The organism is Arenimonas soli, assembly GCF_014643775.1.
Lineage (GTDB): Bacteria > Pseudomonadota > Gammaproteobacteria > Xanthomonadales > Xanthomonadaceae > Arenimonas > Arenimonas soli.
The window spans coordinates 795,392-822,265 of record NZ_BMKC01000001.1 but is presented as its reverse complement, the minus strand read 5'-3'; the positions used below and the strand labels follow the sequence as shown (position 1 = coordinate 822,265).

The window sequence follows — 26,874 nt, the reverse complement described above, 5'->3', positions numbered from 1 at the left end:
TGAATCGCAGCGTGAATGGTAGGCGATTGCCGGCCCCGTTGGCCGGGAATGGGACGAAAGCCCCTCCGGCGGGGATAAAACCCCAGACGCGACGACGAAGCAAAACGTGACAGGGAGGCTGGGATAGACTGCCGGCAGCGACGGGGAGGCGCGATGCCAGCACGAGCTTGCTCCAGCTGTGGACGGCCGGCGGAAGGGGACTGGTGCGCCGCGTGTGGCCAGCGACAGCCCAGGGCGGGCGATTTCAGCCTGCGCAGGCTGGCCGGGGAGGCCCGCGAAGCCCTCACCGACGCCGACTCACGCCTCTGGCGCAGCCTCGTGGGCATTTTCCGGCCAGGGCTGCTGACCCGGGCTTACCTGGACTACCAGTGGCAGCGCTACATGCCACCCCTGCGTTTGTTCCTGGTGGCTTCGGGCGTGTACTTTTTCCTGGCTTGGGACCCCTACTTCGCGCTCAACGCCTCGCAGATGCAGGCCGCGCCGGATGCCGCGGTACCGCCCCAGGTCAAGGCGATCTTCGCCGACCCTGCCGCTTCCGACCGGATGAGCGACCTGACCTCCGTGCTCAAGTTCCTGTTCGTGATTCCGATGGGCCTGTGGATGGCGCTGCTGATGTGGGGCAACCGGCGGCCCGTGGGCGAGCACATGGTCTTCTCCCTGCACTACACCACGGCGGATTTCGTGCTGTTTTCGCTGGCCTCGCCCTTGCTGGCTTTCTCCCCGCCGGCCATGGCCACCGCGGTGTTCAACGGCATCCTGGCCACGGTCGTGCTGATGTTGCTGGCGTGGGCGGTCATCGGGGTGCGGCGGGTCTATTCCCGCGGCTGGCTTTCGAGCGTGTTCCGGGGCCTGGCCATCGTCGCGATGGACCTGGTCCTGAGCCTGCTGGCCGCACAGCTCGCGACGAGCTATGTCGTGCTGTTCCCCTATTGACCCCGTCGGTGTGCGCGCCGGCACGCAGGTACGGCATGTGCCGGACCGGCGCCGCGGGTATACTTCCCGCCCGATGAGCCCGACCCTGCCTCTCCTGACGCCACCCTAGGCCCGGCGCCTCGCGTCGGGCGATCCCGGTGGCCGCGCGTCGCGGCGCCCCCGCCCATTCCCTTCTTCCATGACCCGGCTCCCGGCCGGGTCGGACGCAGACTTCATGTTCAAGAATTTTCGCGGCGACTGGTTCGCCAACGTCAAGGGCGACGTGCTCGCCGGCCTGGTCGTGGCCCTGGCCCTGATCCCCGAGGCCATCGCCTTTTCCATCATCGCCGGCGTCGATCCCAAGGTCGGCCTGTACGCCTCGTTCTGCATCGCGGTGGTGATCGCCTTCACCGGCGGCCGGCCGGGCATGATCTCGGCCGCCACCGGCGCCATGGCGCTGGTGATGGTGGACCTGGTCGCCGACCATGGCCTGCAATACCTGCTGGCGGCTACCCTGCTGACAGGCGTGCTGCAGATCGTGGCGGGCGTGTTCAAGCTGGGCAGCCTGATGCGCTTCGTGTCGCGCTCGGTGATCACCGGCTTCGTCAATGCGCTGGCCATCCTTATCTTCATGGCCCAGCTGCCCGAACTGATCGGCGTGCCGTGGCTGGTGTATGCCCTGGTCGTCGCCGGCCTGGTGATCATCTACGGCCTGCCCTATCTCACCAAGGTCGTGCCCTCGCCGCTGATCTGCATCGTGCTGCTTACCGGGCTTGCGGTGTGGTTCGGCTGGGACGTGCGCACGGTCGGCGACATGGGCGAACTGCCCGACAGCCTGCCGGTGTTCCTGTTCCCGCAGGTGCCGCTGACGCTGGAAACGCTGTGGATCATCCTGCCGGTGTCGGCGACGCTGGCCGTGGTCGGCCTGCTCGAGTCGCTGCTCACCGCGGCCATCGTCGATGACCTGACCGACACCCCCAGCAACAAGAACCGCGAAGCCGCGGGCCAGGGCGTGGCCAACATCGCCTCGGGCCTGGTCGGCGGCATGGCCGGCTGCGCGATGATCGGCCAGTCGGTGATCAACGTGAAGTCCGGCGGCCGCGGTCGCCTCTCGGCCCTGGTGGCCGGCGTCGTGCTGCTCGTGCTGGTGGTGTTCGCCGGCCCCTGGGTGAAGCAGATCCCGATGGCGGCGCTGGTGGCGGTGATGATCATGGTCTCGATCGGCACCTTCAACTGGGGCTCGATCCGCAACCTGCGCGAGCATCCCGGGAGTTCCAGCCTGGTGATGATCACCACCGTCGTGGTCACCGTCGCCACCCACGACCTGGCCAAGGGCGTCGGCGCCGGCGTGCTGCTTTCGGCGCTGTTCTTCGCGCGCAAGGTCGGGCGCGTGCTGCACGTGGGCTCCACGCTTTCCGCCGACGGCGACCGCCGCGACTACGTGGTCACCGGCCAGGTGTTCTTCGCCTCGGCCGACAGCTTCATCGCCGGCTTCGACTTCAGGGAAGTATTGGCGCACGTCAGCATCGACGTCAGCCGCGCGCACTTCTGGGACCTCACGGCGGTCGGCGCGCTGGACAAGGTGGTGCTCAAGTTCCGCCGCGAAGGTACCGTGGTCGAGATCATCGGCATGAATCAAGCCAGCGCCACGATCGTGGACAAGCTAGGCCTGCACGACAAGCCCGACGCCGTCGAACGGCTGATGGGCCACTAAGGGAGACACCTGGCCATGAACGACACCCGCCCGCTCATCCACGCCGACGGCGAGGTCCTGGCCGCGCTCGACCCGTCGGTGTATGCCGACTCCGTCGCCGACCACGCCGGCTGGGCCGCGTCCCGGCTTCAAGCCCCACTGGAACTGATGCACGTGATCGACCGCCGCCACGGCGCCGCCGCCGGCACCAACCTCAGCGGCAGCCTGTCCTTGGGCGCACAGGAAAACCTGCTGCAGGAACTGGCCGACCTGGACGAACAGCGCGGCCGCGTCGACCAGGCCCGCGGCCGCCTGCTGCTCGACCAGGCGCGCGATCGCGTGCAAAAGGGCTTCGGCCTGGCGTCCCAGGCCCGGCAGCGCCAGGGTTCGCTGGTCGACACCCTGCTCGAACTTGAAGCCGGCGTGCGCCTGTTCGTGCTCGGCAAGCGCGGTGAACACGCCGACTTCGCCAGCGGCCACCTGGGCAGCAATCTCGAACGCGTGCTGCGTTCGGTGCACCGGCCGGTACTGGTGGCCTCGCGGGCGTTCAAGCCGCCCGCGCGTTTCCTGATCGCCTACGACGGCAGCGCCACCACCCGCCGCTGCGTCGAAATGGTCTGCGCCAGCCCGCTGCTGCAGGGCCTGGCCTGCGACGTGCTCACCGCCGGCGAAGCCAGTCCGGAAGCGCAAGAACACATGGACTGGGCGCTGGCGGCGCTGCGCGGGGCAGGCTTCAGCCCCGGGGCGTTGTTCCAGGCCGGCGCCGCCGACGCGGTAATCGCCGAGGTCAGCAAGGCACGCGGCAGCGACCTGCTGGTGATGGGCGCCTATGGCCACTCGCGCATCCGCAACCTGATCCTGGGCAGCACCACCACCCAGGTCCTGCGCAGCTGCCTGCTGCCGGTGCTGCTGCTGCGCTGATGGCCATCGGCTAGGGGGCAGCCTGTTCGCCCGCCGTGCGCGGCGAGAGAAACAGGCGTTCGCCGGGAAAGTCGTAGACCACGTTGAAGCGCGCCAGGTAGCGGGCCCCGATGCGGCCGTGCTGGCCGGTATCAATGATCTCGTCCCCCAGCGAATAGCGCGCCGGCGTTTCCACCCCGGGCGCGTCGCCAAGCCCCAGGGTCACCGAACTTCCCGTCTGGTAACGCGCCAGGCCACCGACAAAACAGGCCACGGTCTCTTCGCCGCCTGCCGGCACTTCGATGGCCTCGTGGGTTTGCGGGAACAGGCTCAGGTCGATCCCGGCGCCGCTGTCGACGTGCAGGCGTGCCTGGTAGTCCGCACCCCCGGGGCCGTGCACCCGCGCCTTCGCGTAGGCATGGCGGCTGCTGATGTCCAGCGGCACCAGGTGGCCCATGCCGGTGTAGCGGTAGGTGGCCGGGTCGTGCAGCACCACTTCGCCGCGTGCATGGTCGATTTCCACGACATAGCGGTGGAAGAGTTCGTGGCCGATCACGCCCTGGAACGGCGGCTCCTGGATCGACGCATCGCAAAGCACCGTATCGAGCGGCACCGCCAGCGCGGTCTGGCCCAGCAGCGTCACCGGACCAAAATCGATGTCCAGGTCCTGCTGCACGGCGGCGCTGATGCCCGCCACGCCGTCACCGCCAATCCTGCGCACCTGGCTCATGTCGAAGGGCAGCGCGGCGGTCTTGGGCCCGGTGAGCACGGTGAGCATGCCGGCGCCGGTATCGAGCACGAAGTCCAGCGGCGGCGCGCCGTTGATGCTGGCCTTCACCACCACCCAACCCTGGTGTTCACGGAAGGGAATACGCACCGGCAAGGGCTGGTCGAGGCGGGCCTGGGTGCCCGAGTTGGCGAAATACAGGCGAAGCATCTCGGTCTGGCTGCAGCCAGCCAGGCCCTGCAGCAGCAGGATCAACAGGCATGCAAGAACCGTACGGCGCGCAGTGGCTCTGGGCTTGTTCATGGCGACCTCGTGGACTCGGACAGGGCCGGACCGAAGGCCGGCACTTGCCAGGGCGCGGCAAGTGCGTTGAAATTTGCTCCTGTTTTTCAACACAGGCAAGCCAACCGATGGCACGGTCCCCACTCCCCCGTCCGCCCCGGAAGCGCCGCTACCAGGACGTGGCCGACCCGGCCGGGATCGGCCTGCTGGCCAGCCCGGTGCGCCAGGACATCGTCGACACCCTGGCCGCCCTCGACGGGGAAGCCGACGTGGCGACCGTCGCCGGCGAGCTCGGGCGGGCCGCGGACGGGCTCTACTACCACTTCGAACTGCTGGCCGACGCAGGGCTGATCACACGCGTGCAAACCGAAGGGGACGCCCGCCGCTACCGCATCGGCACCCGGCCCGGCACGGCGCTGCGCCTGGCGTATGAACCTGGCGGTGAAAGCGCCCAAGCCGTGCAGGCCGTCGTCGCCCGGCAACTTCAGGCCGCCGGCCGCGACTTCCGCGCTGCCCTGGCCCGGGACGGCGTACGCACCCGCGGACCCGATCGAGAACTCTGGGCCGGCCGCAGCCGCGGCTGGCTGGACGAGGCCGGCCTGCGCGAAGCCAATGAACTGCTTGAACGCCTGCAGGCCCTGCTGCAGGGCCCGCGCCAACCCGGCCAGGACCAGCTTTTCAGCCTGTCCTTCGTGTTGGCGCCCACGCCCGGACGGCCGGCGCGACGGGGCAAGCCGGAATCAGCCGAGCCGGATCACGCGACAAATCAGCGGCGCGGATAAGGTCCCGCCGACGCCATGGCCGCCGCCTGCGCCTTCATGCGCGCTGCGGTCCGGGCATCCAGGCCGGCACGCGCCACGGCGTCCTCGATACCGGCAAAGGCAGCCCCGGATCGCCGGCTTGCCAGCAGCTGCGAGACGGCCTGGTCGGACAGCCCCAGCGCCGACAGCTGCGCCGCTTCGGCGCTGTTGAGGTTCACCGCGGTGCCCTGTTCGCCATCGGCCAGCAGCCACAGGCCGGGGCCCAGGGCAGCATCCAGGCGGGACGGATCGGACAGCGCGGATTCACGTGCCGCCGCCAGCGCATCGCGCGCCGGCTTCAGGCGGCTGACGTAGGCTTCGATATCGCCGGTCGCCCCGGCCAGGGCCAGTTCACCCGCCTGGCGCGGAAGTGCCGGATCCACGGTCGCCCCGTAGGTTGTATCGATGAAGATGCCGATGGCGTGCCGACCTGCCGCGGCGTCGCGGGCGTGGAGTTCACGCAGCAGCAGCACCGGCAGCGGCGAGTCCGCCTGCAGCGGCCTGGCCTGCATCGCGGCCATGGCCTCGAACCAGGGCCGGTAGGCCGCCGCCAGGCCATCGGCCGGGGCTTCACCGATCCAGCGGTGGAACAGCGTCGCGACCACGCCTTCCGAACTGAGCATCTGCTGGCCGTTGCGCAGGCGCGTGGCGTCGAACTCCGGGCTCAGCTGCTCGGCGGCCAGCACGTCGGCGACGCCCTGCATCGGGCGCTGTGCCTGCACGAACAGGTTCGCGCGAACGCCCTGGATGCGCAGGCTGCGGTCGCGATGGCTGAGCCACCAGGGCAGGAAAGGCCGGGTGTCGAAGCCGTGGTCGATCGCCTGCAGCCGGGCGTTCGCGGTCAGCCGGCGCGCAAGCAGCTGGAAGTGGATGGCGAAGCCCTCGTCGAACGCGGTCGGGTAATCGGTGAGGCTGAAGGCATGGTGCGGCGCGCGCGAATAGCCCGCCGGCAGCGACGGCAGCAGCCGGCGCAGGAATACATGCCCCATCTCGTGCGCGAAGACCTCCTCGAAGCCGCCGTCGGCCAGGCTGTCCGCGTCCACCACCAGGTCGATGTAGGGCGCGTCCACGTAGCGCTCGCCGCCTTCTTCGAGCAGCCAGAAACCATGGCGCGCGAAACCGCCGTCTTCGGGCGACAGATACAGCCACGTTGGCTCCCGGCGCGACGGCGCCGCCAGCCCGCGCGCCAGCGCATCGAGCTCGAGCATTCGCGCGGTGAATCCCTCGCGCGCCTCGCGCTGCACGGCGGCATGCACTTCCCCGTCCTGCACCCGCGAGACCACCGGCACGGCGCGGCCGGCGGGGTCGGGGCGTTCGCGCACCCGGCCATCCTCAAGCACCGGCGCCAACACACCCAGGGCGTCGGCGGCCAGCGCCGGCAACGCCGGCAAGCAAAGGAGGAAAACGAGGGCGAGACTAATCCGGCGCATGGGAGGATCCTGGTCCGGACGGCCCGGACATGGCCACGGGAATGGATTTCGGGACGCAGTCTAGGCAGGCGCGAAGGCGCCGGCATGGGCCGGAAGGTGGTGACGCTGGTGCAACGATAGGTTTCCATTCGGCGTCTTTGTCCCACCTGCATTACCAACGACAATGGCCACCTCATCCCACCCCGGAGGCAGCATGACTTCCCTGGCCACCCTCACCGCCCGGCTCGGCCTGGCCCTGATCTTCATCATCGCCGGCTCGCTGGGGCCGGACAGCTGGCTGGGCGAGCGCCAGGCGGGTGTCCGGTGATCAGCCTGCGCCCGGCCCGCGAACGCGGGCATGCCAACCACGGCTGGCTGGATTCCTGGCACAGCTTTTCCTTCGCCGGTTACCACGACCCCGAGCACGTGCACTGGGGTCCGCTGCGCGTGATCAACGAAGACCGCGTGGCCCCGGGCCAGGGATTCGGCACCCACGGCCACCGCGACATGGAGATCATCAGCTACGTGCTCGAAGGCGCGCTGGGGCACAAGGACTCGATGGGCCACGCCGCCAGCATCGTGCCGGGCGAAGTGCAGCGAATGAGCGCCGGCACCGGCGTCACCCACTCCGAGTACAACCACAGCGCCACGGGCGAAACCCACTTCCTGCAGATCTGGATCATCCCGCGCACCCTGGGCGTGCAACCCGGCTATGCGCAGAAGACCTTCACCGACGCGGACAAGCGTGGCCGCCTGCGCCTGATCGCCAGCGGCGACGGCGCCGACGGCTCGGTGCCGATCAACCAGGACGCACGTTTGTACGCGGGCCTGTTCGACGGCGACGAATCCGCGGAGCTGGCGATCGCCCCGGGCCGGCTTGCCTACGTGCACCTGGTGCGCGGCGAACTGGAGGTCAACGGCCGGCGGCTGCAGGCCGGCGACGCGCTGAAGTTCCGCGACGAGCCGCGGGTGCAGGTGGCCGCGGGACGCGGCGCCGAAGTGCTGGTGTTCGACCTGCCGCCCTTGGAATGACGCGCTTGGGCATAATCGGGCGGCCCCCCCCTCAAGGAGCCGCCCGCTTGCGCACCCTCGCCTTCGCCCTGCTCGCTTTCGCACCGGCCGCGCTGGCCGTTCCACCCCAACTGGCCGACGTGGTCGAAAACACGCGCCTGGCCTTCGACGTGCCGGGCATCGCCATCGCCATCGTCAAGGACGGCGAGGTCGTCGCGGCACGAGGATTCGGCGTGCGCGACATCCGCAGCGGCGAACCGGTGACGGCGCAGACCCGGTTCGCCATTGCATCCCAGACCAAGGCCTTCACTTCGGCGGCCCTTTCGATCCTGGCCGACGAAGGCAAGCTGGCGCTGGACGACCGGGTGATCGACCACCTGCCCGGCTTTCGCATGAGCGATCCCTACGTCACCCGCGAAATGCGGGTGCGCGACCTGCTCACCCATCGCAGCGGCCTGGCCTTGGGTGCCGGCGACCTGATGTTCTGGCCAGGCAGCGACCTCCCGACCGAGGAAATCGTCCGCCGCCTCGCGCACGTCCCCCTGGACAACAGCTTCCGCTCTGACTACGCCTATGCCAACGCGCCTTACGCCGTCGCGCAGCGCGTGATCGAAAGCGTTTCAGGCCAGAGCTACGCGGACTTCGTGCGCGAACGCATTTTCGTCCCGGCCGGCATGTCCGGGGCCGTGGTCAACAGCGACCTGCTGCCCGAAGGCGCCAATGCCGCCATGGGACACGCCAAGCCGGGCTTTGCGGGCGAGCTGGTGACCGTGGCGCCGATGTCCTGGTCTAACAACAATGCCGCCGGTGGGATCTATGCCAGCGTCGACGACTTGGCGCGCTGGATGCAGCTGCAGCTCGATGGCGGCGTGCTTGGAAAAAACGAAGACGGCAGCGAACGGCGCCTCTTCAGCGCCGAACGCCATCGCGGCATGTGGGAAGTGGTGACGCCGATCCGCATTCCGGCCGAACCCAGCGTGCCCGCCCTGGCCCCGGCGATGCCCCAGTTCCTCGGCTACGGCGAAGGCTGGTTCATCAGCGAATATCGCGGCCACCGCGTGGTCACGCACAGCGGTGGCTGGCCGGGCATGGTGTCGCGCGTCACCCTGGTGCCGCAGCTCGACCTGGGCATCGTGGTCCTGACCAACCAGGAGGTGGGCGCCGCCTTCCAGGCGGTCACGCTCGAAGCGCTGGACCATTACCTGCAGGCCCCGGACACCGACTGGCTGGCTGCCTACGCAGCCGCCGTCGCCAAATCGCGGAAAAAGGCCGACGAGGCCTGGGAAAAACACCAGGCGGCACGCGATCGGCGCAGCCGGCCCTCGCTGCCGCTGGAAGAATACGCAGCAACCTATCGCGACGCCTGGTACGGCGACGTCACGCTTTCCGTGGAGGGCCGCAGGCTGGTGATGCGCTTCGCGCACACGCCGGCCCTGGTCGGCACGCTGGAACACTGGCAGCACGACACCTTCCTGGTGCGCTGGCACGACCGTGCGCTCAATGCCGACGCCTTCGCCAGCTTCGCGCTGGACCCGGATGGCAAGGTGCGTGAACTGCGCATGCAGGCGGCGTCCTCGCTGACCGACTTCAGCTTCGACTTCCACCACCTGCGGCTGCTGCCACAGGTCGGCGAAGACTAGGCCGCGACCGGTTTCGACCGCGGCCTGGCCGGCGTCGCCGGCGCGGGCCGGGACTCCTGCAGCACCGGCAGTTCAAGCGCCCGGCTTTCGCAGCTCAAGCCGCTGCCCTGCGGGCAGGTCTTGAGCATGTAGTTGACGTCGAAGCTAAGGCGCTCGACCAGGAAATCAACGAAGGCGCGGACCTTCGGCGACGGCACCCGGCCGCGGGTGAACACGGCATTGAAGTCCACCTGCGGCCCGGTCCAGCCGGCCAGCACGCGCACCGCGCGCCCTGATTCGATGAAGGGTTTGATGCTGACGTCGGTGGACATCAGCAGGCCTTCGCCGCAAAGCATCGCGCCCTGCAGCGGCGCCGGATCGTTGGCGACGAAAATGGGGTTGACCACGTATTCCTGCGTCGCCTGTTCGCCCGCCGCGACCAGCGGCCAGCAATAGCGGTTGCCGTGGCGGTGCTTGGAAAACGCCAGCACGCGGTGGTGCTGCAGGTCGTCCGGATGCAGGGGCTCGCCGTGGCGCGCGACGTATTCGGGGCTGGCATACACCTGGGTGCGGAAGCTGTGCAGCCGGCGCGCCACCAGCGACGAGTCGGGCAGGCTGCCGATGCGCAGGGCCACGTCGGTTTCGGTGGCGATCAGGTCCAGCTTTTCGTTGCCCAGGTTCATGTCGATGCGCACTTCCGGGTGACGCTGGTGGAACTCGCTGAGCAGAGGCGCGATCCACATCACGCCGATCGAATACGGCGCGGTGATCCGCAGCCAGCCGCGCGGCCCGCCCTGTAGCTGGCCGACGGCACTCTCGGCCTCCTCGAGTTCACGCGCGATGCGCACGCTGTGGTCGTGGTACACCGCGCCCGCTTCGGTCAGGCCAAGCCTGCGCGTGGTGCGATTGAGCAGCTGCGCACCCAGGCGCTCTTCAAGCTCCTGCACCTTCCGGCTCACCGTGGTCTTGGGCAAACCCAAGGTGCGGGCGGCGGCCGTGAAGCTGCCCTGCTCAACCACCTTGGCGAATATCAGCGTGTCGTTCAGATCGCGGGCCATGCCTGTCTCCTGTTCCGGGCAATTGGCCCGCTGGCGGGACAATTATTCCCTTCTTCACGGACTTATCAAGTGCCATCGGGGCGCCTAGATTGTGCACCTCGGATCCGGGCCCTGCCGCCAAACCCTCCCCCCTGGCAAGGTTCGGATCCCCCTCGATTCCAGGCCCGGCCATGAGCATTGTCCCGATTCGTACAGATAATGGGCTATACCGTCCCACCCGCGGGACAATAGCGCGTCCGGCCCTGGTGCTCGACGCGGCGGGAGAAGCTGGCGCGGCGATTGTTTCGGCCCTGCTGGCCAGCGGCCGGCCGGTGATCGCGGCGGCGGCCTCAGCGCACGCCCTCGCCGAACTGCCGACGCCGCCGCCCGGCGCTCCGGACCTACTGCGCGTGCAGGGAAGCACACACACCGAAACCGCCGGCGCTGCCCTGGCCAACGCCGTGCGCCTGCTTCGGCGTCCCCCGGGCGCCGTGGTGGCCCTGCTGGGCGGCGAACTCATGCCGGGCCGGCTGCTCGACCAGGACACGCGCTTCCTTCGCGAGGCGCTCGACGCAGGCGTCTTCCCGCACCTGGTCGCGGCGCGCCACCTGCTGCCCCTGCTTTCCGAAAGCCCGTTCGCCAGCCACTACCTGGTCGTCGGCGGACCCGCCGCCGACATGCCCTGGGCCGGCTATGGCCATGCTTCGGTGGCCTCGGCGGCGCTGCGCATGTTCAGCCGGGCGCTGCGCGAAGAAACCCTGGGCACGCCGGTGCGCGTGCAGCAGCTTTCGGTCTGCGCACCCTTGCGCACCCGCCAACGCGGCAACGCCGCCTGCCCCGACTGGCCGGAACCTTCCGAACTGGGCCTGCAGGTGGTCGAACTGCTGGCATCGCCCGGCACCGAGCCGGTGGTCCGCTTCGACCGCCGGCAGGCACTCAGCCGGTCGTCCCCCTCCCCTGATCTGCAATCCGAGAACTCGCCATGAACGCACGCCCGATCACCCGCCTGCTCCACCTCGCCGGCTTCGCCCTGGCCGTCGCCATCACCGCCGCCTGCGGCAGCCAGGCCCAGGAACACGGCGCCATCGCGCCGGCCCAGGTGTCCGTGGCACCGGTCGAGTCGCGCAGCATCACGCCCTGGGACGAGTTCACCGGCCGGGTGGCCGCCATCGAAACCGTGCAACTGCGGCCGCGGGTTTCAGGCTACGTCGAAAGCGTCGAGTTCACCGAGGGCCAGGAAGTGAAGAAGGGCCAGGTGCTGTTCGTGCTCGACGACCGCAGCTACCGCGCCGCGCTCGACCGCGCCGAAGCCGAACTCAGCCGCGCCCGCAGCCATGCCGCGCTGGCCGACAGCGAACTCAGGCGCGCGCGCCAGCTCGCCGCCGAACAGCTGATCTCGGCGGAACTGCTTGAACAGCGCCGCGCCGCCACCGCCCAGGCCGCATCGGAGGTTCGTTCGGCGCAGGCACTGGTGGCGCAGGCCCGGCTGGACCTGGACTTCACCCGCGTGCGCGCGCCGATCGACGGCATGGCGGGCCGGGCCCTGGTGACCACCGGCAACCTGGCCGCGCCCGACAGCACCGTGCTCACGACGCTGGTGTCGCTCGACCCGGTCCACGTGTATTTCGAAAGCGACGAACAGACCTACCTGCGCCACGCCAAGAACGGTGGCAACGTGCGAGGCGCCCGCAATCCGGTGCACGTGGGGCTGGCCGGCGAAAGCGGCCACCCCCACGAAGGCGAGCTGGACTTCATCGACAACCAGGTCGATGCCCGCACCGGCACCATCCGCGCCCGCGCCGTGCTGCCCAACCCCGACCGGACGCTGACGCCCGGCCTGTATGCCCGGGTGCAGCTGGTGGCCAATTCGCCCGAGCCGGCGCTGCTGGTCGACGACAAGGCCGTGCTGACCGACCAGGACCGCAAGTACGTCTACGTGGTCGGCGAAAACAACACGGCCGAACGCCGCGACGTGAGCCTGGGCCGCCTGGTTGACGGTCTGCGCGTGGTCGAACAGGGCCTGTCCGAAGGTGACCAGGTGGTGGTTGGCGGCGTGCAGCGCATCTTCTTCCCGGGCATGCCGCTCGATCCCAGGCCGGCGGGCGAACCCGCCAGCATCGCCACCGCCGCCGCGGTTGCCAGCGCGCACTGACCCGGAGCTTCCATGGACTTTTCCCGCTTCTTCATCGACCGGCCGATCTTCGCGGCGGTGCTGTCGATCATCATTTTCGCCGCCGGCCTGGTCGCCCTGCCCTCCTTGCCGATCGGCGAGTATCCCGAAGTGGTGCCGCCGTCGGTGGTGGTGCGCACGGTCTATCCGGGTGCCAATCCCAAGGTGATCGCCGAAACCGTGGCCACGCCGCTGGAAGAAGCGATCAACGGCATCGAGGACATGATGTACCTCAAGTCGGTCGCCGGCTCCGACGGCGTGCTGCAGCTGACGGTCACCTTCCGCCCGGGCGTTGATCCCGATGAAGCCGCCGTGCGCGTGCAGAACCGCGTCAGCCAGGCGCTGGCGCGCCTGCCGGAGGATGTACGCCGCCAGGGTGTCACCACCCAGAAGCAGTCGCCGGTGTTCCTGATGGTGGTGCACCTGGTGTCCACCGACGGCAAGTACGACTCGCTGTACCTGCGCAACTTCATGCGCCTGCACGTCAAGGATGAACTGGCGCGCATTCCCGGCGTCGGCGACGCCCAGGCCTTCGGCGGCGGCGACTATGCCATGCGCCTGTGGCTGGACCCCGAGAAGATCGCCGCGCGCGGGCTGACCGCCGGCGACGTGCTGCGCGCCGTGCGCGAACAGAACGTGCAGGTCTCCGCCGGCCAGCTGGGCGCCGAACCGATGGCCAACGGCAGCGACTTCCTGCTGCCCATCCACGCCCGAGGCCGTCTGGAAACCCCGGAGGAATTCGGCGCCATCGTGCTCGAGGCCGGACCCGACGGCGAAATCGTGCAACTGGCCGACGTGGCCCGTATCGAGCTCGCGGCGGGCGACTACACCCTGCGTTCGCGCCTGAACGGCATGAACGCCTCGGCGATCGGCATCTTCCAGGCCCCGGGCGCCAATGCGCTGGACATCCGCGACGCCGTGGTGGCGAAGATGGAAGAAATTTCGCCGCGCCTGCCGCCGGGCGTCGAGATCAAGTCGGTTTACGACACCACCGTCTTCGTCCGCGATTCGATCAAGGCGGTGGTGACCACCCTGCTCGAGGCCACCTTGCTGGTGGTGTTGGTGGTCATCCTGTTCCTGCAGACCTGGCGCGCCTCGATCATCCCGCTGATCGCGGTCCCGGTGTCGGTGGTCGGCACCTTCGCCGTGCTGCACCTGCTGGGCTTTTCGATCAACACGCTGACCCTGTTCGGACTGGTGCTGGCGATCGGCATCGTCGTGGACGACGCGATCGTGGTTGTGGAAAACGTCGAACGCAACATCGCCGAAGGCCTGGCACCGCTGGCCGCCGCCCACCAGGCCATGCGCGAAGTGTCCGGGCCGATCATCGCCATCGCCCTGGTGCTGTGCGCCGTGTTCGTGCCGATGGCCTTCCTGGACGGCGTCACCGGCCAGTTCTACAAGCAGTTCGCGGTCACCATCGCCATTTCGACAGTGATCTCGGCGATCAACTCGCTGACCCTGTCGCCGGCGCTGGCGGCGCGGCTGCTAAAGCCCCACGGCGCGGCGCCCGACGCTCCGACCCGGCTCATCGATCGCCTGTTCGGCTGGATCTTCCGTCCCTTCAACCGCTTCTTCGGGCGCAGCTCGGAGGCCTATGGCCGCTCGGTGTCGCGCATCCTCGGCCGGCGCGGCGCGGTGTTCGCGGTTTACGGCGCGCTGCTGGCGGCCACGGTGGCGATTTCGTCGGCGGTGCCGGGTGGCTTCATTCCGGTGCAGGACAAGCTGTACCTGATCGCCGGCGTCAAGCTACCCGAAGGCGCGTCCATCGAACGCACCGACCGGGCCCTGGCCAAGCTGGCCGACATCGCGCTGCAGATCGAAGGCGTGGAAAGCGAAGTGGCCTTCCCGGGCCTCAACCCGCTGCAGTTCACCAACACCCCCAACAGCGGCGTGGCCTTCTTTTCGCTGACCCCGGCCAACGAACGCTCGCTGAGCGCCGCCGAGATCACCGCCCGGCTCAACCAGCAGATCGCCGGCATCGAAGAAGGATTCGCCTTCGCACTGATGCCGCCACCGATCCAGGGCCTGGGCAATGGCTCGGGCTATTCGCTGTTCATCGAGGACCGGGCCGGGCTGGGTTATGGCGCGCTGCAGGACGCCGTCGCGGCGTTCCAGGGCGTGGCCTCGCAGTCACCCGGAATGGGCTTCCCCATCACCAGCTACCAGGCCAACGTGCCCCAGCTCGAGGCCGTCGTCGACCGGGTGAAGGCAAAGGCGCAGGGGGTGCCGCTGACCGAAGTCTTCGACACGCTGCAGACCTACCTGGGCTCGGCCTACGTCAACGACTTCAACCTGTTCGGCCGCACCTGGCAGGTGATCGCCCAGGCAGACGGCAATTTCCGCGACGACGTCGAGGACATCGCCAGGCTGCGCACGCGCAACAACCGCGGCGAGATGGTGCCGATCGGCAGCGTGGTGGACGTCCGGCGGACCTTCGGCCCCGACCCGGTGATCCGCTTCAATGGCTATCCGGCCGCCGACATCCTCGGCGAAGCCGACCCGCGGCTGCTGTCCTCGGCCCAGGCCATGGCCGAGGTCGAAAAAATCGCGGCGCAGGCGCTGCCCCCGGGCATGGCTTTTGAATGGAGCGACCTGAGCTACCAGCAGGCGACCCAGGGCGATGCCGTGCTGGTGGTGTTCCCGCTGGCGGTGCTGCTGGCCTTCCTGGTGCTGGCGGCCCTGTATGAAAGCTGGACCCTGCCGCTGGCCGTGATCCTGATCGTGCCGATGACCCTGCTTTCGGCGCTGGCCGGCGTCTGGCTGACCGGCGGCGACAACAATGTGTTCGTCCAGGTCGGGCTGGTGGTGCTGATGGGACTGGCCTGCAAGAACGCCATCCTGATCGTCGAATTCGCCCGCGAACTGGAGCTGCAGGGCCGCGGAATCGTCGAAGCGGCGCTGGAAGCCTGCCGCCTGCGCCTGCGGCCGATCGTGATGACCTCGATCGCCTTCATCGCCGGCACGGTGCCGCTGGTATTCGCCTCCGGGGCAGGCGCCGAGGTGCGTTCGGCCACGGGCATCACGGTGTTCGCCGGGATGCTGGGCGTGACGCTGTTCGGACTGCTGCTGACGCCGGTGTTCTACGTGGCCCTGCGCAAGCTGGTGACGCGCCGGGCGGTGGAACCGGCGACCGGCGCGGCGGCCGCGACGATCGCCGGCTGACCTGGCCGGCCGGCCCCAGGCCGGCCGGTCCGGGCGACTTCAGCCCACCCGCACGAGGCGGTGGCTGGAGTCGTTGGCGTAGCTGCGGTCCTGGGCGTAGCCGCTGCTGCGGCCGTAGCCGGTGCCGAAGTCACGCCGGCGATAGCGGTCGGGACGCATGGCTTCGGCGACTTCGATCGCCACCGGGGTGGCGGTCGGCAGCAGCCTGGCGGCGGACGCCCGGGTCACCGGCACGGACGCGACCGGCGGGGTCGGGAACAGGCGGTAGAGGGTGTTCAGGGCATTCATGGCCGGGGCCTCGTGAGTTGGTGTGCTGGTAATCTACAACACCTAATCGCAGGCGCCATGGGCCGGAAGTCATGTTCCGTAAAATATTGAATTCCTGAAGCTTTCCCCGGGCGGTCGGCAAGCCCGCCCAGGCTCAGGGGCGACCGGGCGTGGCCGCGATGACCTGCTCCAAGGCCGCCAGCTGGGCCCGGGCCGACGCCGCCAGCGGATGCCCGGGATGGGTGTCCAGCAGTGCCCTGAGCCGGTCCCGGGCCTGCTCGTCCTGGCCCAGGCGTTCGCTGAGCAGGGTCGCGGCGGTCACCACCACCTGCGGCAGGTCCGGGCTGTCGGGAAATCGCGCCTCGAAATCCTGCGCCAGGGCCACGGCCCACTGCGCCTGGCCCAGGCGCGCGGCCAGGGCCACCAGCCTTGCGATCTGGTCCGGCAGGTCCAGCGCGAATCCGGGCACCCGACCGGCGGTGTCGGCGTAGACCGCCAGGGCCCGCTTGTCCTTGTCGGTGACCACAAGGCTGGAGATGTACTCGCGGTCGTGCGCGGCAAGGCGATCCAGGTCGCCTTCGGCGATCAGCAGTTCCCGGTAACGCTCGTGCACCGGGTCCGATGCGCCGCGGCCCCGGAACAAGCCGGCCAGCAGCTCCGCCGCGGCCGCCTGCCTGCCCTGCCCGGCCAGTTCCGCGGCGCGGGCCATGGTTTCATCCTCGATGGGATTGCCGTAGGTCGCACGCGCCACCGCCGGCGTGATGTCCAGGCCCAGCACCTCGTGGTTGCGGTGCAGCGCGTCACCCAGCACGTGGTAGCTGGCCACCAGCGCATACAGCGCGATGAAGCTGCCGGGGATCTGGCCAGGCCCTCCGAAAGCGGCCTGGAGTCCCCACTGCAGGACCTCGGACAGCAGGCCAAGGATCGCGAACACCAGCACCACGCCGAAATAGGCACCACCCAGGCGGCTGATCAGTTCGAACCAGGCCAGCGGGTTCAGGGCATTGAGGTAGTGGTGGTTGATCGCCAACAGCATCACCGCCGCCGGCATGAACAGGAAAACGGCCAGCAGCGCCGCGGCCGTGGGCAGCAGCCCCAGGAACATCGCCACCAGCGTCACTCCCACGCCGACCAGCACGCCCAGCACCATCTGTTCGATCGCGTCGCCGTCGGTGGCCAGCATGTCTTCGCCGTGCAGGGCCTGGTAGCGGCCGTGGGCCGTGTTGGTCAGGGCCTCGACCGCCATCTTGAAGCCCATGACCCAGAAGGCCAGTTCGAACAGCAAGCCCATGATGTTGGGCAGGTTCGACAGCAGGCGGAAGAAGGCCAGGCCCGCGAACATCAGCATCATGTCCTTGCTGGCGGGATAGGCCAGCATGCGTGGCAGTCGCTCGATGAAGGAACCGCCAGCCGGGGGATTGTTGGCCATCTGCCTGCCTTGTTCGGAAAAGAAGTTCCCGAGGCTAGGCCGCGGGCCGGCCGGGGGTCAATCCGGCCGGCCCCGCCACTAGTTCGCGGCGGGCGTCCAGACGATGTTCACCGAAGTCAGCGTATCGGTGCGTTCGGTGCCCACCGGCACGTCGGTGTTGTGGCGGGCCTGGAAGGCGGCCTTCAGGGCCAGGGTCTTGTTGATGCTTACCGCGATGCCGATGTCGTTCTGGGCGAAGGTGTTGTCGCTCGTCGCCTCGACCAGCGTGGTGTTGAAGAAGCGGGTGCTGTCGGTGACCTGGTGCTGGTAGTCGGCGAAGCCGCGCAGCAGCGCGCCGGTTTCCACTTCGCCGGTACCTGCCAGCCGCGCCCGACGGATGCCCGGACCCCCTTCGATCTTGAAGCTGTGGCCCTCCTCGCGCAGCAGCCAGCCGCCGTAGTTCAGGGCCAGCGTGGCCTGGTAGTCGTAGGAGGAAAAGTCGTCGTTTTCATAGCGCGCGGCGGCGCCCAGGTAGCTGCGTTCGGTGAGCTTGCGGTCGGACTTGGCGCCCAGCTCGTAGCGGTTGGCGGTCAGCTCGTCGTCGCTTTCCGAGCGCAGGGCGGCCAGGTGATAGTCGTGCGACCACAGGTCTTCTTCGGCCTTGAGGCCAAAGCGGCCGTTGATGCTGGTGGTCTCGGAATTGCCGGTGGTGTTGACGATGCCGAGCTCGGCGCTCGGCTGCCAGGTCGCGGCCGTGGCCGCGGCGGGGCTGGCCAGCACGGCCAGCACGAGGAGGGTTCGGTTCATGGGCACCTGCGTCTTTTCGGTTCGAATTGGCCGACTATTTAAACGTCGGCAACATGAACACGCCGCAAAGGCGACCCGGCATCGTGCTCAGGGCAAGGCGCGCGCCAGCAGCTCCTGCCAGCCGTCCTGGCAGCGCAGGCTGCCCAGGGCCAGGCCACGGCCGTCCCCGAGTCGCGCGCTGCAAAACGCCTGCGCCACGGCTTCGGGCCCGCCGCGCAGCAGCACGCTGGCCTGCAACGCCAGGGCCATGCGTTCGGCCAGTTCGCGCGCCCGCGGGACCAAGGCGTCGGCGGGCTGACGCAGCAGGCTTTCGATCGCGCCGGCCTCCGCGTCCAGCGCGGCGTTGGCGCCGCGTGCCGCGGCGAGTTCGGTGAAGAAGGCCTGCGCGCACCCGGGCTCCCGGCCCAGCGCGCGCAGCACGTCCAGGCACTGGATGTTGCCGCTGCCTTCCCAGATCGAGTTCAGCGGTGCTTGCCGGTACAGGCGCGGCATGCCGGTTTCTTCGACGTAGCCGATGCCACCCAGGCACTCCATGGCTTCGCCAAGGAAGGCCGGCGCGCGCTTGCACACCCAGTACTTGCCCAGGGCGGTGGTGAGCCGGGCCAGCGCCGCTTCGGCCGGATCGCGGCCGCTGGCATCGACGGCGCGCGCCACCCGGAACGCCAGCGCGGTGGCGGCCTCGGACTCCAGCGCCAGGTCGGCCAGCACGTTGCGCATCAGCCCGTGTTCGACCAGCGGCGCACCAAACGTACGGCGATGGCGCGCGAAGTGCAGCGCCCGCGCCAGCCCCTGGCGCATCAGGCTGGCTGAACCCAGCAGGCAATCGAGCCGCGTCAGTGCCACCATCTGCAGGATGGTCGCGACGCCACGGCCCTCGTCGCCGATCCGCCAGGCCACGGCGCCCTGGAACTCGACTTCGGCGCTGGCATTGCTCCAGTCGCCGAGCTTGTCCTTCAGACGCTGGATATGGACGGCATTGCGGCTGCCGTCGGGCGCGAACCGCGGCAGCAGGAAACAGCTCAGGCCGCCGGGCGCCTGCGCCAGCACCAGGAAGGCGTCGCACATCGGCGCGGAAAAAAACCATTTGTGGCCGACCAGGCTATACAGACCCTCGTTGCCCGGCAGCGCCGTCGCCCGGGTCGTGTTCGCGCGCACGTCCGAACCGCCCTGCTTTTCGGTCATGCCCATGCCGATAGTGACGCCGGCCTTCTCCCAGCCGGGTCGGTGCGCGGGATCGTAGCTGGCCGAACGGATCCGCGGCAGCCAGTCGTTCGCCAGCGCCGGCGCGTGCGCCAGGGCCGGCACGCTGGCGTAGGTCATGGTCAGCGGGCAGCTGCTGCCCTGGTCGGCCTGGTTGTGCAGGAACATCAGCGCCGCGCGCGCCACGTGCGCGCCGTCGCGGCCGTCGTGTCGCCAGGCGAAACCAGGCACGCCATGTTCCACGGCCGTGCGCATCAGCTGGTGGTAGGCAGGATGGAACTCGACCTGGTCGATGCGCTGGCCGCGTGCGTCGAAAGACAGGAAACGCGGCTTGTTTTCGTTGGCCAGCCGGCCCAGCTCCTGCAGCTCGCCGCCGGCCAGCGCCCCGTAGGCCGCGAGGACATCCGCGGCCCAGCCGCCACCTTCGCGCGCGACGGCTTCGCGCAGCGCGACGTCGCCCTGCCACAGGTCGCTGGGCGCCAGCGGCGGCGGCTGGTTTTCCACGTCGTGGGTACGGAAACGTTCGCCGATGTCCATGCGCCACCTCCTGGTTCCGGCCATTGTGCCTGCGCGTATGATCAGGGACACCTGACCACGGGAGCCCGCGATGAAGCCCCAGCTCAAGCGCATCACCGCCGTCCTGCCTGTCGACGCCATCGAGCCCTGCCTGCCCTTCTGGGAAGCCGTGGGCATGGTGCGCACGGTGGAAGTGCCACACGGCGACCGGCTCGGTTTTGTCATCCTGGCCGGCCATGGGCTGGAAGTGATGCTGCAGACCTACGATTCCATCGCCGACGACGTGCCGGCGCAGGCCGAAGAAGCCCGTGCCGCCAAGGCGTACCTGTTCATCGAAGTCGCCGACATCAACGCCATCGAACGCGCACTGGCGGCCTTCACGGTGCTGCTGCCGCGCCGGACCACCTTCTACGGCGCCACCGAGGTGGGCTACCGGGAGCCCGGCGGCCACGCGGTGACCTTCGCACAGTTCAGCGGCACTGACCCGGACCCGGCGTGAACGGCAGCCAAGGCGTTTAGAGCAAGCCTGCAACACCAGGCAGGGACACTGGGCACCGTGGAAAAAAAGCGCCGCCGGAAAAAGCCCGCCGCCGCGCCCGACCCCGGGCGCTGCGAGGCCGTGCGGCTGCCCGACGGCCGGGAACTGTGGCTGCGGCCGGTGCATCCGGGCGATGCCGGACCGATCGCCGGGGCCTTCGACCTGCTCAGCGAAGACGAGGTTCGCCGCCGCTACCTGCACCCGGTGAAGGCTTTGGCGCCGGTCTACCTGGCCCAGCTGGTGGCGCCCGATCCCGGCCGCTCCTACGTGGTGGTGGCGGCTGAACCACTGCCGCCGGGCGAAGCGCTGGTGGGCGCGGTCGCCCGCGTCGACCTGGACCCGGGCACCGAAAGCGCCGAGTTCGCCATCCTGGTCTCGCACTTCGTGGCCGGCCAGGGCCTGGGCAAGCTGATGATGAAGCGCATCGTCGAATGGGCCCAGGCCCATGGCCTCAAGCGTCTGTGGGGCGACGTGCTTGAGGACAACGCCGCGATGCTGGCCCTGGCCCAGGCCGTGGGTTTCCGGCGTGAACACATCCCGGGTTCAGGCGGCCAGGTCCGCGTCACGCTCGACCTCCGGTAAAATCCCGGGTCTGATGACCCAAGACTCCCTCCCCAGCGCGCCCCGCCCCCGGGCCGGCCAGCAGCGCGCCCTTTGGCGCGCCCCCACCAGCGCCAGCCTCCAGGCCCTGGCCCTGGCCGAAGCCGCGCGCCAGCACGATGGCCTGGTGCTGGCGATCACCCGCGACAGCCACGGTGCCCAGGCCCTGGAACACGACCTGCGCGTGTTCGCCGGCGAAGGCGCGGATGCGCTGCCGGTGCTGCATTTCGCGGATTGGGAAACCCTGCCCTACGACCTGTTCAGCCCACACCCGGACATCGTGTCCCAGCGCGTGGCGGCGCTGTACCGCCTGCCCACCACGCGCAAGGGCGTGCTGGTGGTGCCGGTCGCGTCGCTGATGCAGCGGCTGGCGCCGCCAAGCTGGATCGCCGGCAACACCCTGGACCTGCACAAGGGCCAGCGGCTGGACATGGACGCGGAAAAGCGCCGGCTCGAAGCCGCCGGTTACCGCAACGTGCCGCAGGTGCTCGACCCGGGCGATTTCGCCGTGCGCGGCGCCCTGCTCGATCTCTACCCGATGGGCGCCGACCGGCCCTACCGCGTCGAACTGTTCGACGATGAAATCGATTCGCTGCGCAGCTTCGACCCCGAAACCCAACGCTCCGACCACCCCGTGGACAGCGTGCGCCTGCTGCCGGCGCGCGAATTCCCGCTCGACGAGGCCAGCACCAAACGCGTGCGCGAACGCCTGAGCGAACGTTTCGACTTCGACCCGCGCCGCTGCCCGCTTTACCAGGACCTGAAGGAAGGCGGCACGCCGGCCGGCATCGAGTACTACCTGCCGCTGTTCTTCGAACAGACCGCCAGCCTGTTCGACCACCTGGGCGACGACACCCTGCTGGTGCTGGGCAATGGCGTCGTCGAAGCAGCCGAAGCGTTCTGGGCGCAAACCGGCGACCGCTGGGAACAGCGCCGGCACGACCTGGAACGACCGATCCTGCCGCCCGGCGAGCTTTACCTCTCGCCCGAAGAGCTGCGCGCCCGCTGGAACAAGGCCAGCCGCATCGACGTGCTCGACCCCGGCCATGCCCAGGCCGGCAAGGCCATCGCGCTGCCGGAACAGCCCGCCCCCGTCCTGCCCTGGAGCCAGAAAGGCGGCGAACCGGGCAGTGCGCTGCTGGGTTTCCTGCGCGCCTATCCGGGCCGCGTGCTGCTGGCCGCCGATTCCGCCGGTCGCCGCGAAGCCCTGCTCGAACTGCTGGCCTCGGCCGACCTGCGCCCGGCCGTGGTCGCGGACTGGGCCGCCTTCCTGGCCGGCGACCAACCCTTCGCCATCACCGCCGCGGCGTTGGAGGACGGCTTCGCGCTGAGCAAGCCGGCACTGGCGGTGCTGACCGAACGCCAGCTGTTCCCGGAACGTGCCGAACAGTCGCGCCGCCGCCGCAAGGCCGTGCGCGACCCGGATGCGGTGCTGCGCGACCTGAGCGAAATCCAGGTCGGCTCGCCGATCGTGCACGAAGACCACGGCGTCGGTCGCTACCAGGGCCTGGTCACGCTCGACACCGGCGGCGTTACCAGCGAATTCCTGCAGATCGAATACGCCAAGGGCGACAAGCTTTACGTGCCGGTGTCCCAGCTGCAGCTGGTGAGCCGCTATTCGGGCGCCTCGCCCGAACACGCGCCGCTGCATTCGCTCGGCGGCGAAGCCTGGGAAAAGGCCAAGCGCAAGGCCGCTGAGAAGGTGCGCGACGTCGCGGCGGAACTGCTGGAAATCCAGGCCCGCAGGCAGGCCCGGAAAGGCCTGGCGCTGCCGTTGGACCGCGCCATGTACGAACCCTTCGCGGCCACCTTCCCGTTCGAGGAAACGCCCGACCAGCTGGCCGCGATCGACGCCGTGGTCGCCGACCTGGGCAATACCCAGCCGATGGACCGCGTGGTCTGCGGCGACGTGGGCTTTGGCAAGACCGAGGTCGCCGTGCGCGCCGCCTTCGTCGCCGCCGTCGCCGGCAAGCAGGTGGCCGTGCTGGTGCCGACCACGCTGTTGGCCGAACAGCACTACCGCAACTTCCGCGACCGCTACGCCGACTGGCCGATCCGGGTGGAGGTGCTTAGCCGCTTCAAGTCCGCCAAGGAAATCAAGGCGGCGCTGGCCTTGTTGGCCGACGGCAAGATCGACGTCATCGTCGGCACCCATCGCCTGCTGCAGCCGGACGTGAAGTTCCAGGACCTGGGCCTGGTGATCGTGGACGAAGAACAGCGTTTCGGCGTGCGCCAGAAGGAAGCCCTGAAGGCGCTGCGCGCCGAGGTGCACCTGCTCACGCTCACCGCCACGCCGATCCCGCGCACCCTGAACATGGCCATGAGCGGCCTGCGCGAACTGAGCATCATCGCCACGCCGCCGGCGCACCGCCTGGCGGTGCAGACGGTGATCACGCCATGGGACGCCAACCTGCTGCGCGAAGCCTTCCAGCGCGAGCTGGCGCGCGGCGGCCAGATCTACTTCCTGCACAACGAAGTCGACAGCATCGAGAAGATGGCGCGCGACCTGGCCGAGCTGGTGCCGGCCGCGCGCGTGCGCGTGGCCCACGGCCAGATGCCCGAGCGCGAACTCGAACAGGTGATGCTCGACTTCCACCGCCAGCGCTTCAACGTGCTGGTGTGCACGACCATCATCGAATCGGGCATCGACATCCCCAGCGCCAACACCATCATCATCAACCGCGCCGACCGCTTCGGCCTGGCCCAGCTGCACCAGCTGCGCGGCCGCGTCGGCCGCAGCCACCACCGCGCCTACGCCTACCTGGTGGTGCCGGACAAGAAGTCGCTGACCTCCGACGCCGGCAAGCGCCTGGAAGCCCTGGCCTCGCTGGAGGAACTGGGCGCCGGCTTCACCCTGGCCACGCACGACCTGGAAATCCGCGGCGCCGGCGAACTGCTGGGCGAGGACCAGAGCGGCCAGATGGCCGAGATCGGATTCTCGCTGTACACCGAGCTGCTCGAGCGCGCGGTGAAGTCCATCAAGTCCGGCAAGCTGCCCGAACTCGACCCGGCCCAGCGCCACGGCGCCGACGTCGAACTGCACGTGCCGGCGCTCATCCCGGAAGACTACCTGCCCGACGTGCATGCCCGCCTGACGCTGTACAAGCGCATCGCCTCGGCGCGCAACACCGACGCCCTGAAGGAACTGCAGGTCGAGATGGTCGACCGATTCGGCCTGCTGCCCGACCCGGCCAAGCAGCTGTTCGCCATCGCCGAACTCAAGCTCGACGCCACGCCGCTGGGCATACGCAAGCTTGAACTTGGCCCCACGGGCGGTCGCTGCCACTTCCTGCCCCAGCCCAACATCGACCCGATGTCGGTGATCCGCCTGATCCAGTCCCAGCCCAGGGTGTATTCGATGGACGGGCCGGACAAGCTGCGCATCCGCATGGAACTTCCCGACGCCGGCTCCCGCCTGCGCACCGCGCGCGGCCTGCTGGCCCTGCTGGTGCACGGCTGAGCCCCGGTGCTGCCGCCCCGCGCCGGGGCGGCTAGACTTGGCCCGTCGCCCCTGAGGAACCGGCCATGTCACTGATGCCCCTGCTGCTGCTCTCGATCTCGCTCGCCGCGCCTGGGCCCGCCAATGCCAACGACAGCGTCGCCGTGGTCGTGGTTCGGCACGCTGAGAAGGACGACGACGACAAACACGACCCGTCCCTGGCCGGCGACGGCGAAGTGCGCGCACAGGCGCTGTCGACCACGCTCGCAGGCGCCGGCCTGGACCGGGCCATCACCACCCAGTACCGGCGCACGCGCCAGACCGCGGAACCTGCAGCCGCGGCCGCGGGCATCGCGGTTGAAGTGCGCGAGATCAACGCCGGCAATGCCGCCAGCTACGCCGCCGACCTGGCCAGCGACCTGCGCGCCATGCCAGCCGGCAGCACGGTGCTGGTGGTCGGCCACAGCAACACCGTGCCGGACATCGTGCTGGCCCTGTCGGGCCAGGCCGCGGAAGCCATGCCGGAAACCGAATACGATCGATACACCCTGGTGCTGCTCGACGCCGACGGTGGCGCCCGGGTCATCACCACCCGCTACTGAGGAGCCCGCCATGACCCTGGTCGTTCCCCCGCGCGTTCATGACCTGGGCGGTGGCTTCACGGTCAAACGCCTGATCCCGCACGCCAGCTGCCGCAGCGTTGGCCCCTTCGTGTTCTTCGACCACATCGGCCCGGCCGAACTCGGCCCGGACACGCCGCTGGACGTGCGCCCGCATCCGCACATCGGCCTGGCCACGGTCACCTACCTGTGGGAAGGCGCGATCATGCATCGCGACAGCCTGGGATCGGCCCAGGAGATCCAGCCCGGCGACGTCAACTGGATGACCGCGGGCCGCGGCATCGTGCACTCCGAACGCACGCCCGAACGCCTGCGTGGGAAATCCCACCGCATGCACGGCCTGCAGACCTGGGTGGCGCTGCCGCGCGCGCACGAAGAAACCGCGCCGGACTTCGCCCACCACCCCGCCGCCACCCTGCCGGTGGTGGAACTGCCCGGGGTCCGGATGCGCGTGGTCGCCGGCGACGCCTTCGGCGAAACATCACCGGTGCAGGTGCTGGCGCGCACGCTGTACGTGGCCATCGACCTGTCCGCCGAAGCCTCCCTGGTGCTGCCGGCCGATCATGCCGAACGGGCGATCTACGCCGTCGAGGGCGAACTCACGCTCGACGGCGAACCCGTGCCGCTCGAACACCTGGTCGTGCTCGACCCCGGCAGCGAACCCCTGCTCAAGGCCCGCTGCGACGCCCGGGTGATGCTGTTGGGCGGCGACCCGGTCGACGGCCGCCGCCATGTCTGGTGGAACTTCGTGTCCAGCTCGCGCGAGCGCATCGAACAGGCCAAGCAGGCCTGGCGCGAGGACCGCCTGGGCCAGGTGCCCGGCGAAACCGAGCGCATCGAACTGCCCGAACGCTGACGCTCAGAAGCGGCCGGCCTGGTAGTCCTCGAAGGCCTGGCGCAGTTCGGCCTGGGTGTTCATGACGAAGGGGCCATAGCGCGCCACCGGTTCGCGCAGGGGCTGGCCGGCAACCAGGATCAGCCGCGTGTCGGCCTCGCGACCTTCCAGCACCACCGCCTCGCCTTCGCCCAGCACCGCCAGCTCGCGCGCCTGCACGGTGGCCGCACCCTGGCCGTCGCCTACGCGGGCGCTGCCTTCGTAGACATAGGCAAAGGCCGTGTGGCCCGCGGGCAACGGGTGCTGGTAGCGGTCGCCGGCGCCCAGGCGCAGGTCAAGGTAGGTCGGGCGGGTCGCGGGCTGCTCGATCGGACCGCGCACGCCGGCCACTTCGCCGGCGATCACCTTCGCACGCACGCCCGGCGCCGCCTCCACTTCCGGGAAACGCTCCGGGCCGTACTCCTGGTACTTCGGGGCGGTCATCTTCTCGCGTGCCGGCAGGTTCACCCACAGCTGGAAGCCGCGCATGCGGCCCTCTTCCTGCTCGGGCATTTCCGAATGCACGATGCCGCGGCCCGCGGTCATCCACTGCACGCTGCCGGGCACAAGCACGCCTTCGTTGCCGTGGTTGTCGCGATGGCGCATGCGGCCGTCGAGCATGTAGGTGACGGTTTCAAAACCCCGGTGCGGGTGTTCGGGAAAACCCGCCAGGTAATCCTCGGGCCGGTCGGTGCCGAACTCGTCGAGCATCAGGAAGGGGTCGAGGTCGGGCAGCTGCGGGCTGCCGATGACGCGCGTGAGCTTCACGCCGGCGCCATCGGAGGCAGGCTGGCCGCGCAGGGTGCGCAGGACGGGACGGATGGACAGGCTCATGGTGACTCCAGGCGGGGCCTCGTGGCGAGGCGATGGTGCAACTATG

General features: G+C 69.4%; 21 protein-coding genes and 1 pseudogene. 14 read left to right on the top strand and 8 right to left on the bottom strand.

What is annotated here, in order from left to right:
• Positions 1-153: 153 nt before the first annotated feature.
• The 3 genes from IEX13_RS03945 (at position 154) to IEX13_RS03935 (ending at position 3,526) form a co-directional block, all read left to right on the top strand.
• On the top strand, positions 154-933 hold the full coding sequence (locus IEX13_RS03945) for a DUF3667 domain-containing protein (protein WP_268235869.1): 780 nt from the start codon (positions 154-156) through the stop codon (positions 931-933).
• A 214-nt stretch (positions 934-1,147) separates the two neighbouring features.
• Positions 1,148-2,626, top strand: a complete 1,479-nt coding sequence (locus IEX13_RS03940) for a SulP family inorganic anion transporter (protein ID WP_188661512.1) — start codon at positions 1,148-1,150, stop codon at positions 2,624-2,626.
• Positions 2,627-2,641: 15 nt separating this feature from the next.
• Positions 2,642-3,526: a universal stress protein gene (locus tag IEX13_RS03935; RefSeq protein ID WP_188661511.1), complete on the top strand. Its 885-nt coding sequence runs from the start codon at positions 2,642-2,644 to the stop codon at positions 3,524-3,526.
• A gap of 10 nt (positions 3,527-3,536) precedes the next feature.
• On the opposite strand, the gene IEX13_RS03930 is transcribed toward IEX13_RS03935, so the two are convergent.
• Positions 3,537-4,535, bottom strand: coding sequence for a pepsin/retropepsin-like aspartic protease family protein (locus IEX13_RS03930; RefSeq protein WP_188661510.1), 999 nt, complete (start codon positions 4,533-4,535; stop codon positions 3,537-3,539).
• Between the two features lie 107 nt (positions 4,536-4,642).
• Here IEX13_RS03930 and IEX13_RS03925 point away from each other — a divergent pair, with 107 nt between their 5' ends.
• Positions 4,643-5,296 carry a winged helix-turn-helix domain-containing protein gene (locus IEX13_RS03925; RefSeq protein ID WP_188661509.1) on the top strand — a complete coding sequence of 218 codons (654 nt, stop codon included), beginning with the start codon at positions 4,643-4,645 and terminating at the stop codon, positions 5,294-5,296.
• On the opposite strand, the gene IEX13_RS03920 is transcribed toward IEX13_RS03925, so the two are convergent.
• Positions 5,281-6,744: a hypothetical protein gene (locus IEX13_RS03920; RefSeq protein ID WP_188661508.1), complete on the bottom strand. Its 1,464-nt coding sequence runs from the start codon at positions 6,742-6,744 to the stop codon at positions 5,281-5,283. The genes IEX13_RS03925 and IEX13_RS03920 overlap by 16 nt on opposite strands.
• 303 nt (positions 6,745-7,047) lie before the next feature.
• Between IEX13_RS03920 and IEX13_RS03915 the strand changes: the two genes are divergently transcribed.
• Together IEX13_RS03915 and IEX13_RS03910 are read left to right on the top strand one after the other, a co-directional pair.
• The gene (locus IEX13_RS03915) at positions 7,048-7,755 is read left to right on the top strand and encodes a pirin family protein (protein ID WP_188661507.1); all 708 of its coding nucleotides are present in this window, start codon (positions 7,048-7,050) and stop codon (positions 7,753-7,755) included.
• A complete protein-coding gene (locus IEX13_RS03910; protein WP_188661506.1) occupies positions 7,752-9,374 on the top strand; it encodes a serine hydrolase in 1,623 nt (540 codons plus the stop codon). The genes IEX13_RS03915 and IEX13_RS03910 overlap by 4 nt, the downstream gene beginning before the upstream one ends.
• Before the next feature lie 110 nt (positions 9,375-9,484).
• On the opposite strand, the pseudogene IEX13_RS03905 reads toward IEX13_RS03910, so the two are convergent.
• A pseudogene (locus IEX13_RS03905) lies at positions 9,485-10,411 on the bottom strand (LysR family transcriptional regulator); the annotation flags it as partial.
• Between the two features lie 245 nt (positions 10,412-10,656).
• Between IEX13_RS03905 and IEX13_RS03900 the strand changes: the two are divergent.
• From IEX13_RS03900 to IEX13_RS03890, 3 genes are read left to right on the top strand one after another with little or no spacing between them, the layout of a single operon-like run.
• Positions 10,657-11,376 (top strand): SDR family oxidoreductase, encoded by a 720-nt coding sequence (locus IEX13_RS03900; RefSeq protein ID WP_188661503.1) that lies wholly within the window; start codon positions 10,657-10,659, stop codon positions 11,374-11,376.
• Complete coding sequence (locus IEX13_RS03895; protein ID WP_188661502.1) at positions 11,373-12,542, top strand: efflux RND transporter periplasmic adaptor subunit; 1,170 nt, start codon at positions 11,373-11,375, stop codon at positions 12,540-12,542. Before IEX13_RS03900 ends, IEX13_RS03895 begins: the two co-directional genes overlap by 4 nt.
• A gap of 12 nt (positions 12,543-12,554) precedes the next feature.
• Positions 12,555-15,725 (top strand): efflux RND transporter permease subunit, encoded by a 3,171-nt coding sequence (locus IEX13_RS03890; RefSeq protein ID WP_188661500.1) that lies wholly within the window; start codon positions 12,555-12,557, stop codon positions 15,723-15,725.
• Positions 15,726-15,764: 39 nt separating this feature from the next.
• On the opposite strand, the gene IEX13_RS03885 is transcribed toward IEX13_RS03890, so the two are convergent.
• The 4 genes from IEX13_RS03885 to IEX13_RS03870 all read right to left on the bottom strand — a co-directional run bounded on the left by IEX13_RS03885 (position 15,765) and on the right by IEX13_RS03870 (position 19,944).
• Complete coding sequence (locus tag IEX13_RS03885) at positions 15,765-16,013, bottom strand: hypothetical protein (protein ID WP_188661499.1); 249 nt, start codon at positions 16,011-16,013, stop codon at positions 15,765-15,767.
• 133 nt (positions 16,014-16,146) lie between these two features.
• Positions 16,147-17,421, bottom strand: coding sequence for a hypothetical protein (locus IEX13_RS03880; RefSeq protein WP_188661498.1), 1,275 nt, complete (start codon positions 17,419-17,421; stop codon positions 16,147-16,149).
• A 78-nt stretch (positions 17,422-17,499) separates the two neighbouring features.
• Positions 17,500-18,207 (bottom strand): DUF481 domain-containing protein, encoded by a 708-nt coding sequence (locus tag IEX13_RS03875; protein WP_188661497.1) that lies wholly within the window; start codon positions 18,205-18,207, stop codon positions 17,500-17,502.
• Positions 18,208-18,294: 87 nt separating this feature from the next.
• The gene (locus IEX13_RS03870; RefSeq protein WP_188661496.1) at positions 18,295-19,944 is read right to left on the bottom strand and encodes an isovaleryl-CoA dehydrogenase; all 1,650 of its coding nucleotides are present in this window, start codon (positions 19,942-19,944) and stop codon (positions 18,295-18,297) included.
• 70 nt (positions 19,945-20,014) lie between these two features.
• On the opposite strand from IEX13_RS03870, the gene IEX13_RS03865 reads away from it, so the two are divergent.
• The 5 genes from IEX13_RS03865 (at position 20,015) to IEX13_RS03845 (ending at position 25,976) form a co-directional block, all read left to right on the top strand.
• Positions 20,015-20,422 carry a VOC family protein gene (locus tag IEX13_RS03865; protein ID WP_188661495.1) on the top strand — a complete coding sequence of 136 codons (408 nt, stop codon included), beginning with the start codon at positions 20,015-20,017 and terminating at the stop codon, positions 20,420-20,422.
• Between the two features lie 57 nt (positions 20,423-20,479).
• Complete coding sequence (locus tag IEX13_RS03860) at positions 20,480-21,043, top strand: GNAT family N-acetyltransferase (RefSeq protein ID WP_229668442.1); 564 nt, start codon at positions 20,480-20,482, stop codon at positions 21,041-21,043.
• Between the two features lie 13 nt (positions 21,044-21,056).
• The gene (gene mfd, locus IEX13_RS03855) at positions 21,057-24,521 is read left to right on the top strand and encodes a transcription-repair coupling factor (RefSeq protein WP_188661494.1); all 3,465 of its coding nucleotides are present in this window, start codon (positions 21,057-21,059) and stop codon (positions 24,519-24,521) included.
• Positions 24,522-24,586: 65 nt separating this feature from the next.
• Positions 24,587-25,102: a SixA phosphatase family protein gene (locus tag IEX13_RS03850; RefSeq protein WP_188661493.1), complete on the top strand. Its 516-nt coding sequence runs from the start codon at positions 24,587-24,589 to the stop codon at positions 25,100-25,102.
• Positions 25,103-25,112: 10 nt separating this feature from the next.
• Positions 25,113-25,976, top strand: coding sequence for a pirin family protein (locus IEX13_RS03845; RefSeq protein ID WP_188661491.1), 864 nt, complete (start codon positions 25,113-25,115; stop codon positions 25,974-25,976).
• Positions 25,977-25,979: 3 nt separating this feature from the next.
• Here the strand turns inward: IEX13_RS03845 and IEX13_RS03840 are convergent, their stop codons facing one another.
• Positions 25,980-26,828 carry a pirin family protein gene (locus IEX13_RS03840; protein WP_188661488.1) on the bottom strand — a complete coding sequence of 283 codons (849 nt, stop codon included), beginning with the start codon at positions 26,826-26,828 and terminating at the stop codon, positions 25,980-25,982.
• Positions 26,829-26,874: the final 46 nt, after the last annotated feature.

Coding starts and splice junctions, on each gene's coding strand:
- IEX13_RS03945 (WP_268235869.1), top strand. CDS start 154: ATGCCAGCACGAGCTTGCTCCAGCTGTGGACGGCCGGCGGAAGGGGAC.
- IEX13_RS03940 (WP_188661512.1), top strand. CDS start 1,148: ATGTTCAAGAATTTTCGCGGCGACTGGTTCGCCAACGTCAAGGGCGAC.
- IEX13_RS03935 (WP_188661511.1), top strand. CDS start 2,642: ATGAACGACACCCGCCCGCTCATCCACGCCGACGGCGAGGTCCTGGCC.
- IEX13_RS03930 (WP_188661510.1), bottom strand. CDS start 4,535: ATGAACAAGCCCAGAGCCACTGCGCGCCGTACGGTTCTTGCATGCCTG.
- IEX13_RS03925 (WP_188661509.1), top strand. CDS start 4,643: ATGGCACGGTCCCCACTCCCCCGTCCGCCCCGGAAGCGCCGCTACCAG.
- IEX13_RS03920 (WP_188661508.1), bottom strand. CDS start 6,744: ATGCGCCGGATTAGTCTCGCCCTCGTTTTCCTCCTTTGCTTGCCGGCG.
- IEX13_RS03910 (WP_188661506.1), top strand. CDS start 7,752: ATGACGCGCTTGGGCATAATCGGGCGGCCCCCCCCTCAAGGAGCCGCC.
- IEX13_RS03895 (WP_188661502.1), top strand. CDS start 11,373: ATGAACGCACGCCCGATCACCCGCCTGCTCCACCTCGCCGGCTTCGCC.
- IEX13_RS03890 (WP_188661500.1), top strand. CDS start 12,555: ATGGACTTTTCCCGCTTCTTCATCGACCGGCCGATCTTCGCGGCGGTG.
- IEX13_RS03885 (WP_188661499.1), bottom strand. CDS start 16,013: ATGAATGCCCTGAACACCCTCTACCGCCTGTTCCCGACCCCGCCGGTC.
- IEX13_RS03880 (WP_188661498.1), bottom strand. CDS start 17,421: ATGGCCAACAATCCCCCGGCTGGCGGTTCCTTCATCGAGCGACTGCCA.
- IEX13_RS03875 (WP_188661497.1), bottom strand. CDS start 18,207: ATGAACCGAACCCTCCTCGTGCTGGCCGTGCTGGCCAGCCCCGCCGCG.
- IEX13_RS03870 (WP_188661496.1), bottom strand. CDS start 19,944: ATGGACATCGGCGAACGTTTCCGTACCCACGACGTGGAAAACCAGCCG.
- IEX13_RS03865 (WP_188661495.1), top strand. CDS start 20,015: ATGAAGCCCCAGCTCAAGCGCATCACCGCCGTCCTGCCTGTCGACGCC.
- mfd (WP_188661494.1), top strand. CDS start 21,057: ATGACCCAAGACTCCCTCCCCAGCGCGCCCCGCCCCCGGGCCGGCCAG.
- IEX13_RS03850 (WP_188661493.1), top strand. CDS start 24,587: ATGTCACTGATGCCCCTGCTGCTGCTCTCGATCTCGCTCGCCGCGCCT.
- IEX13_RS03845 (WP_188661491.1), top strand. CDS start 25,113: ATGACCCTGGTCGTTCCCCCGCGCGTTCATGACCTGGGCGGTGGCTTC.
- IEX13_RS03840 (WP_188661488.1), bottom strand. CDS start 26,828: ATGAGCCTGTCCATCCGTCCCGTCCTGCGCACCCTGCGCGGCCAGCCT.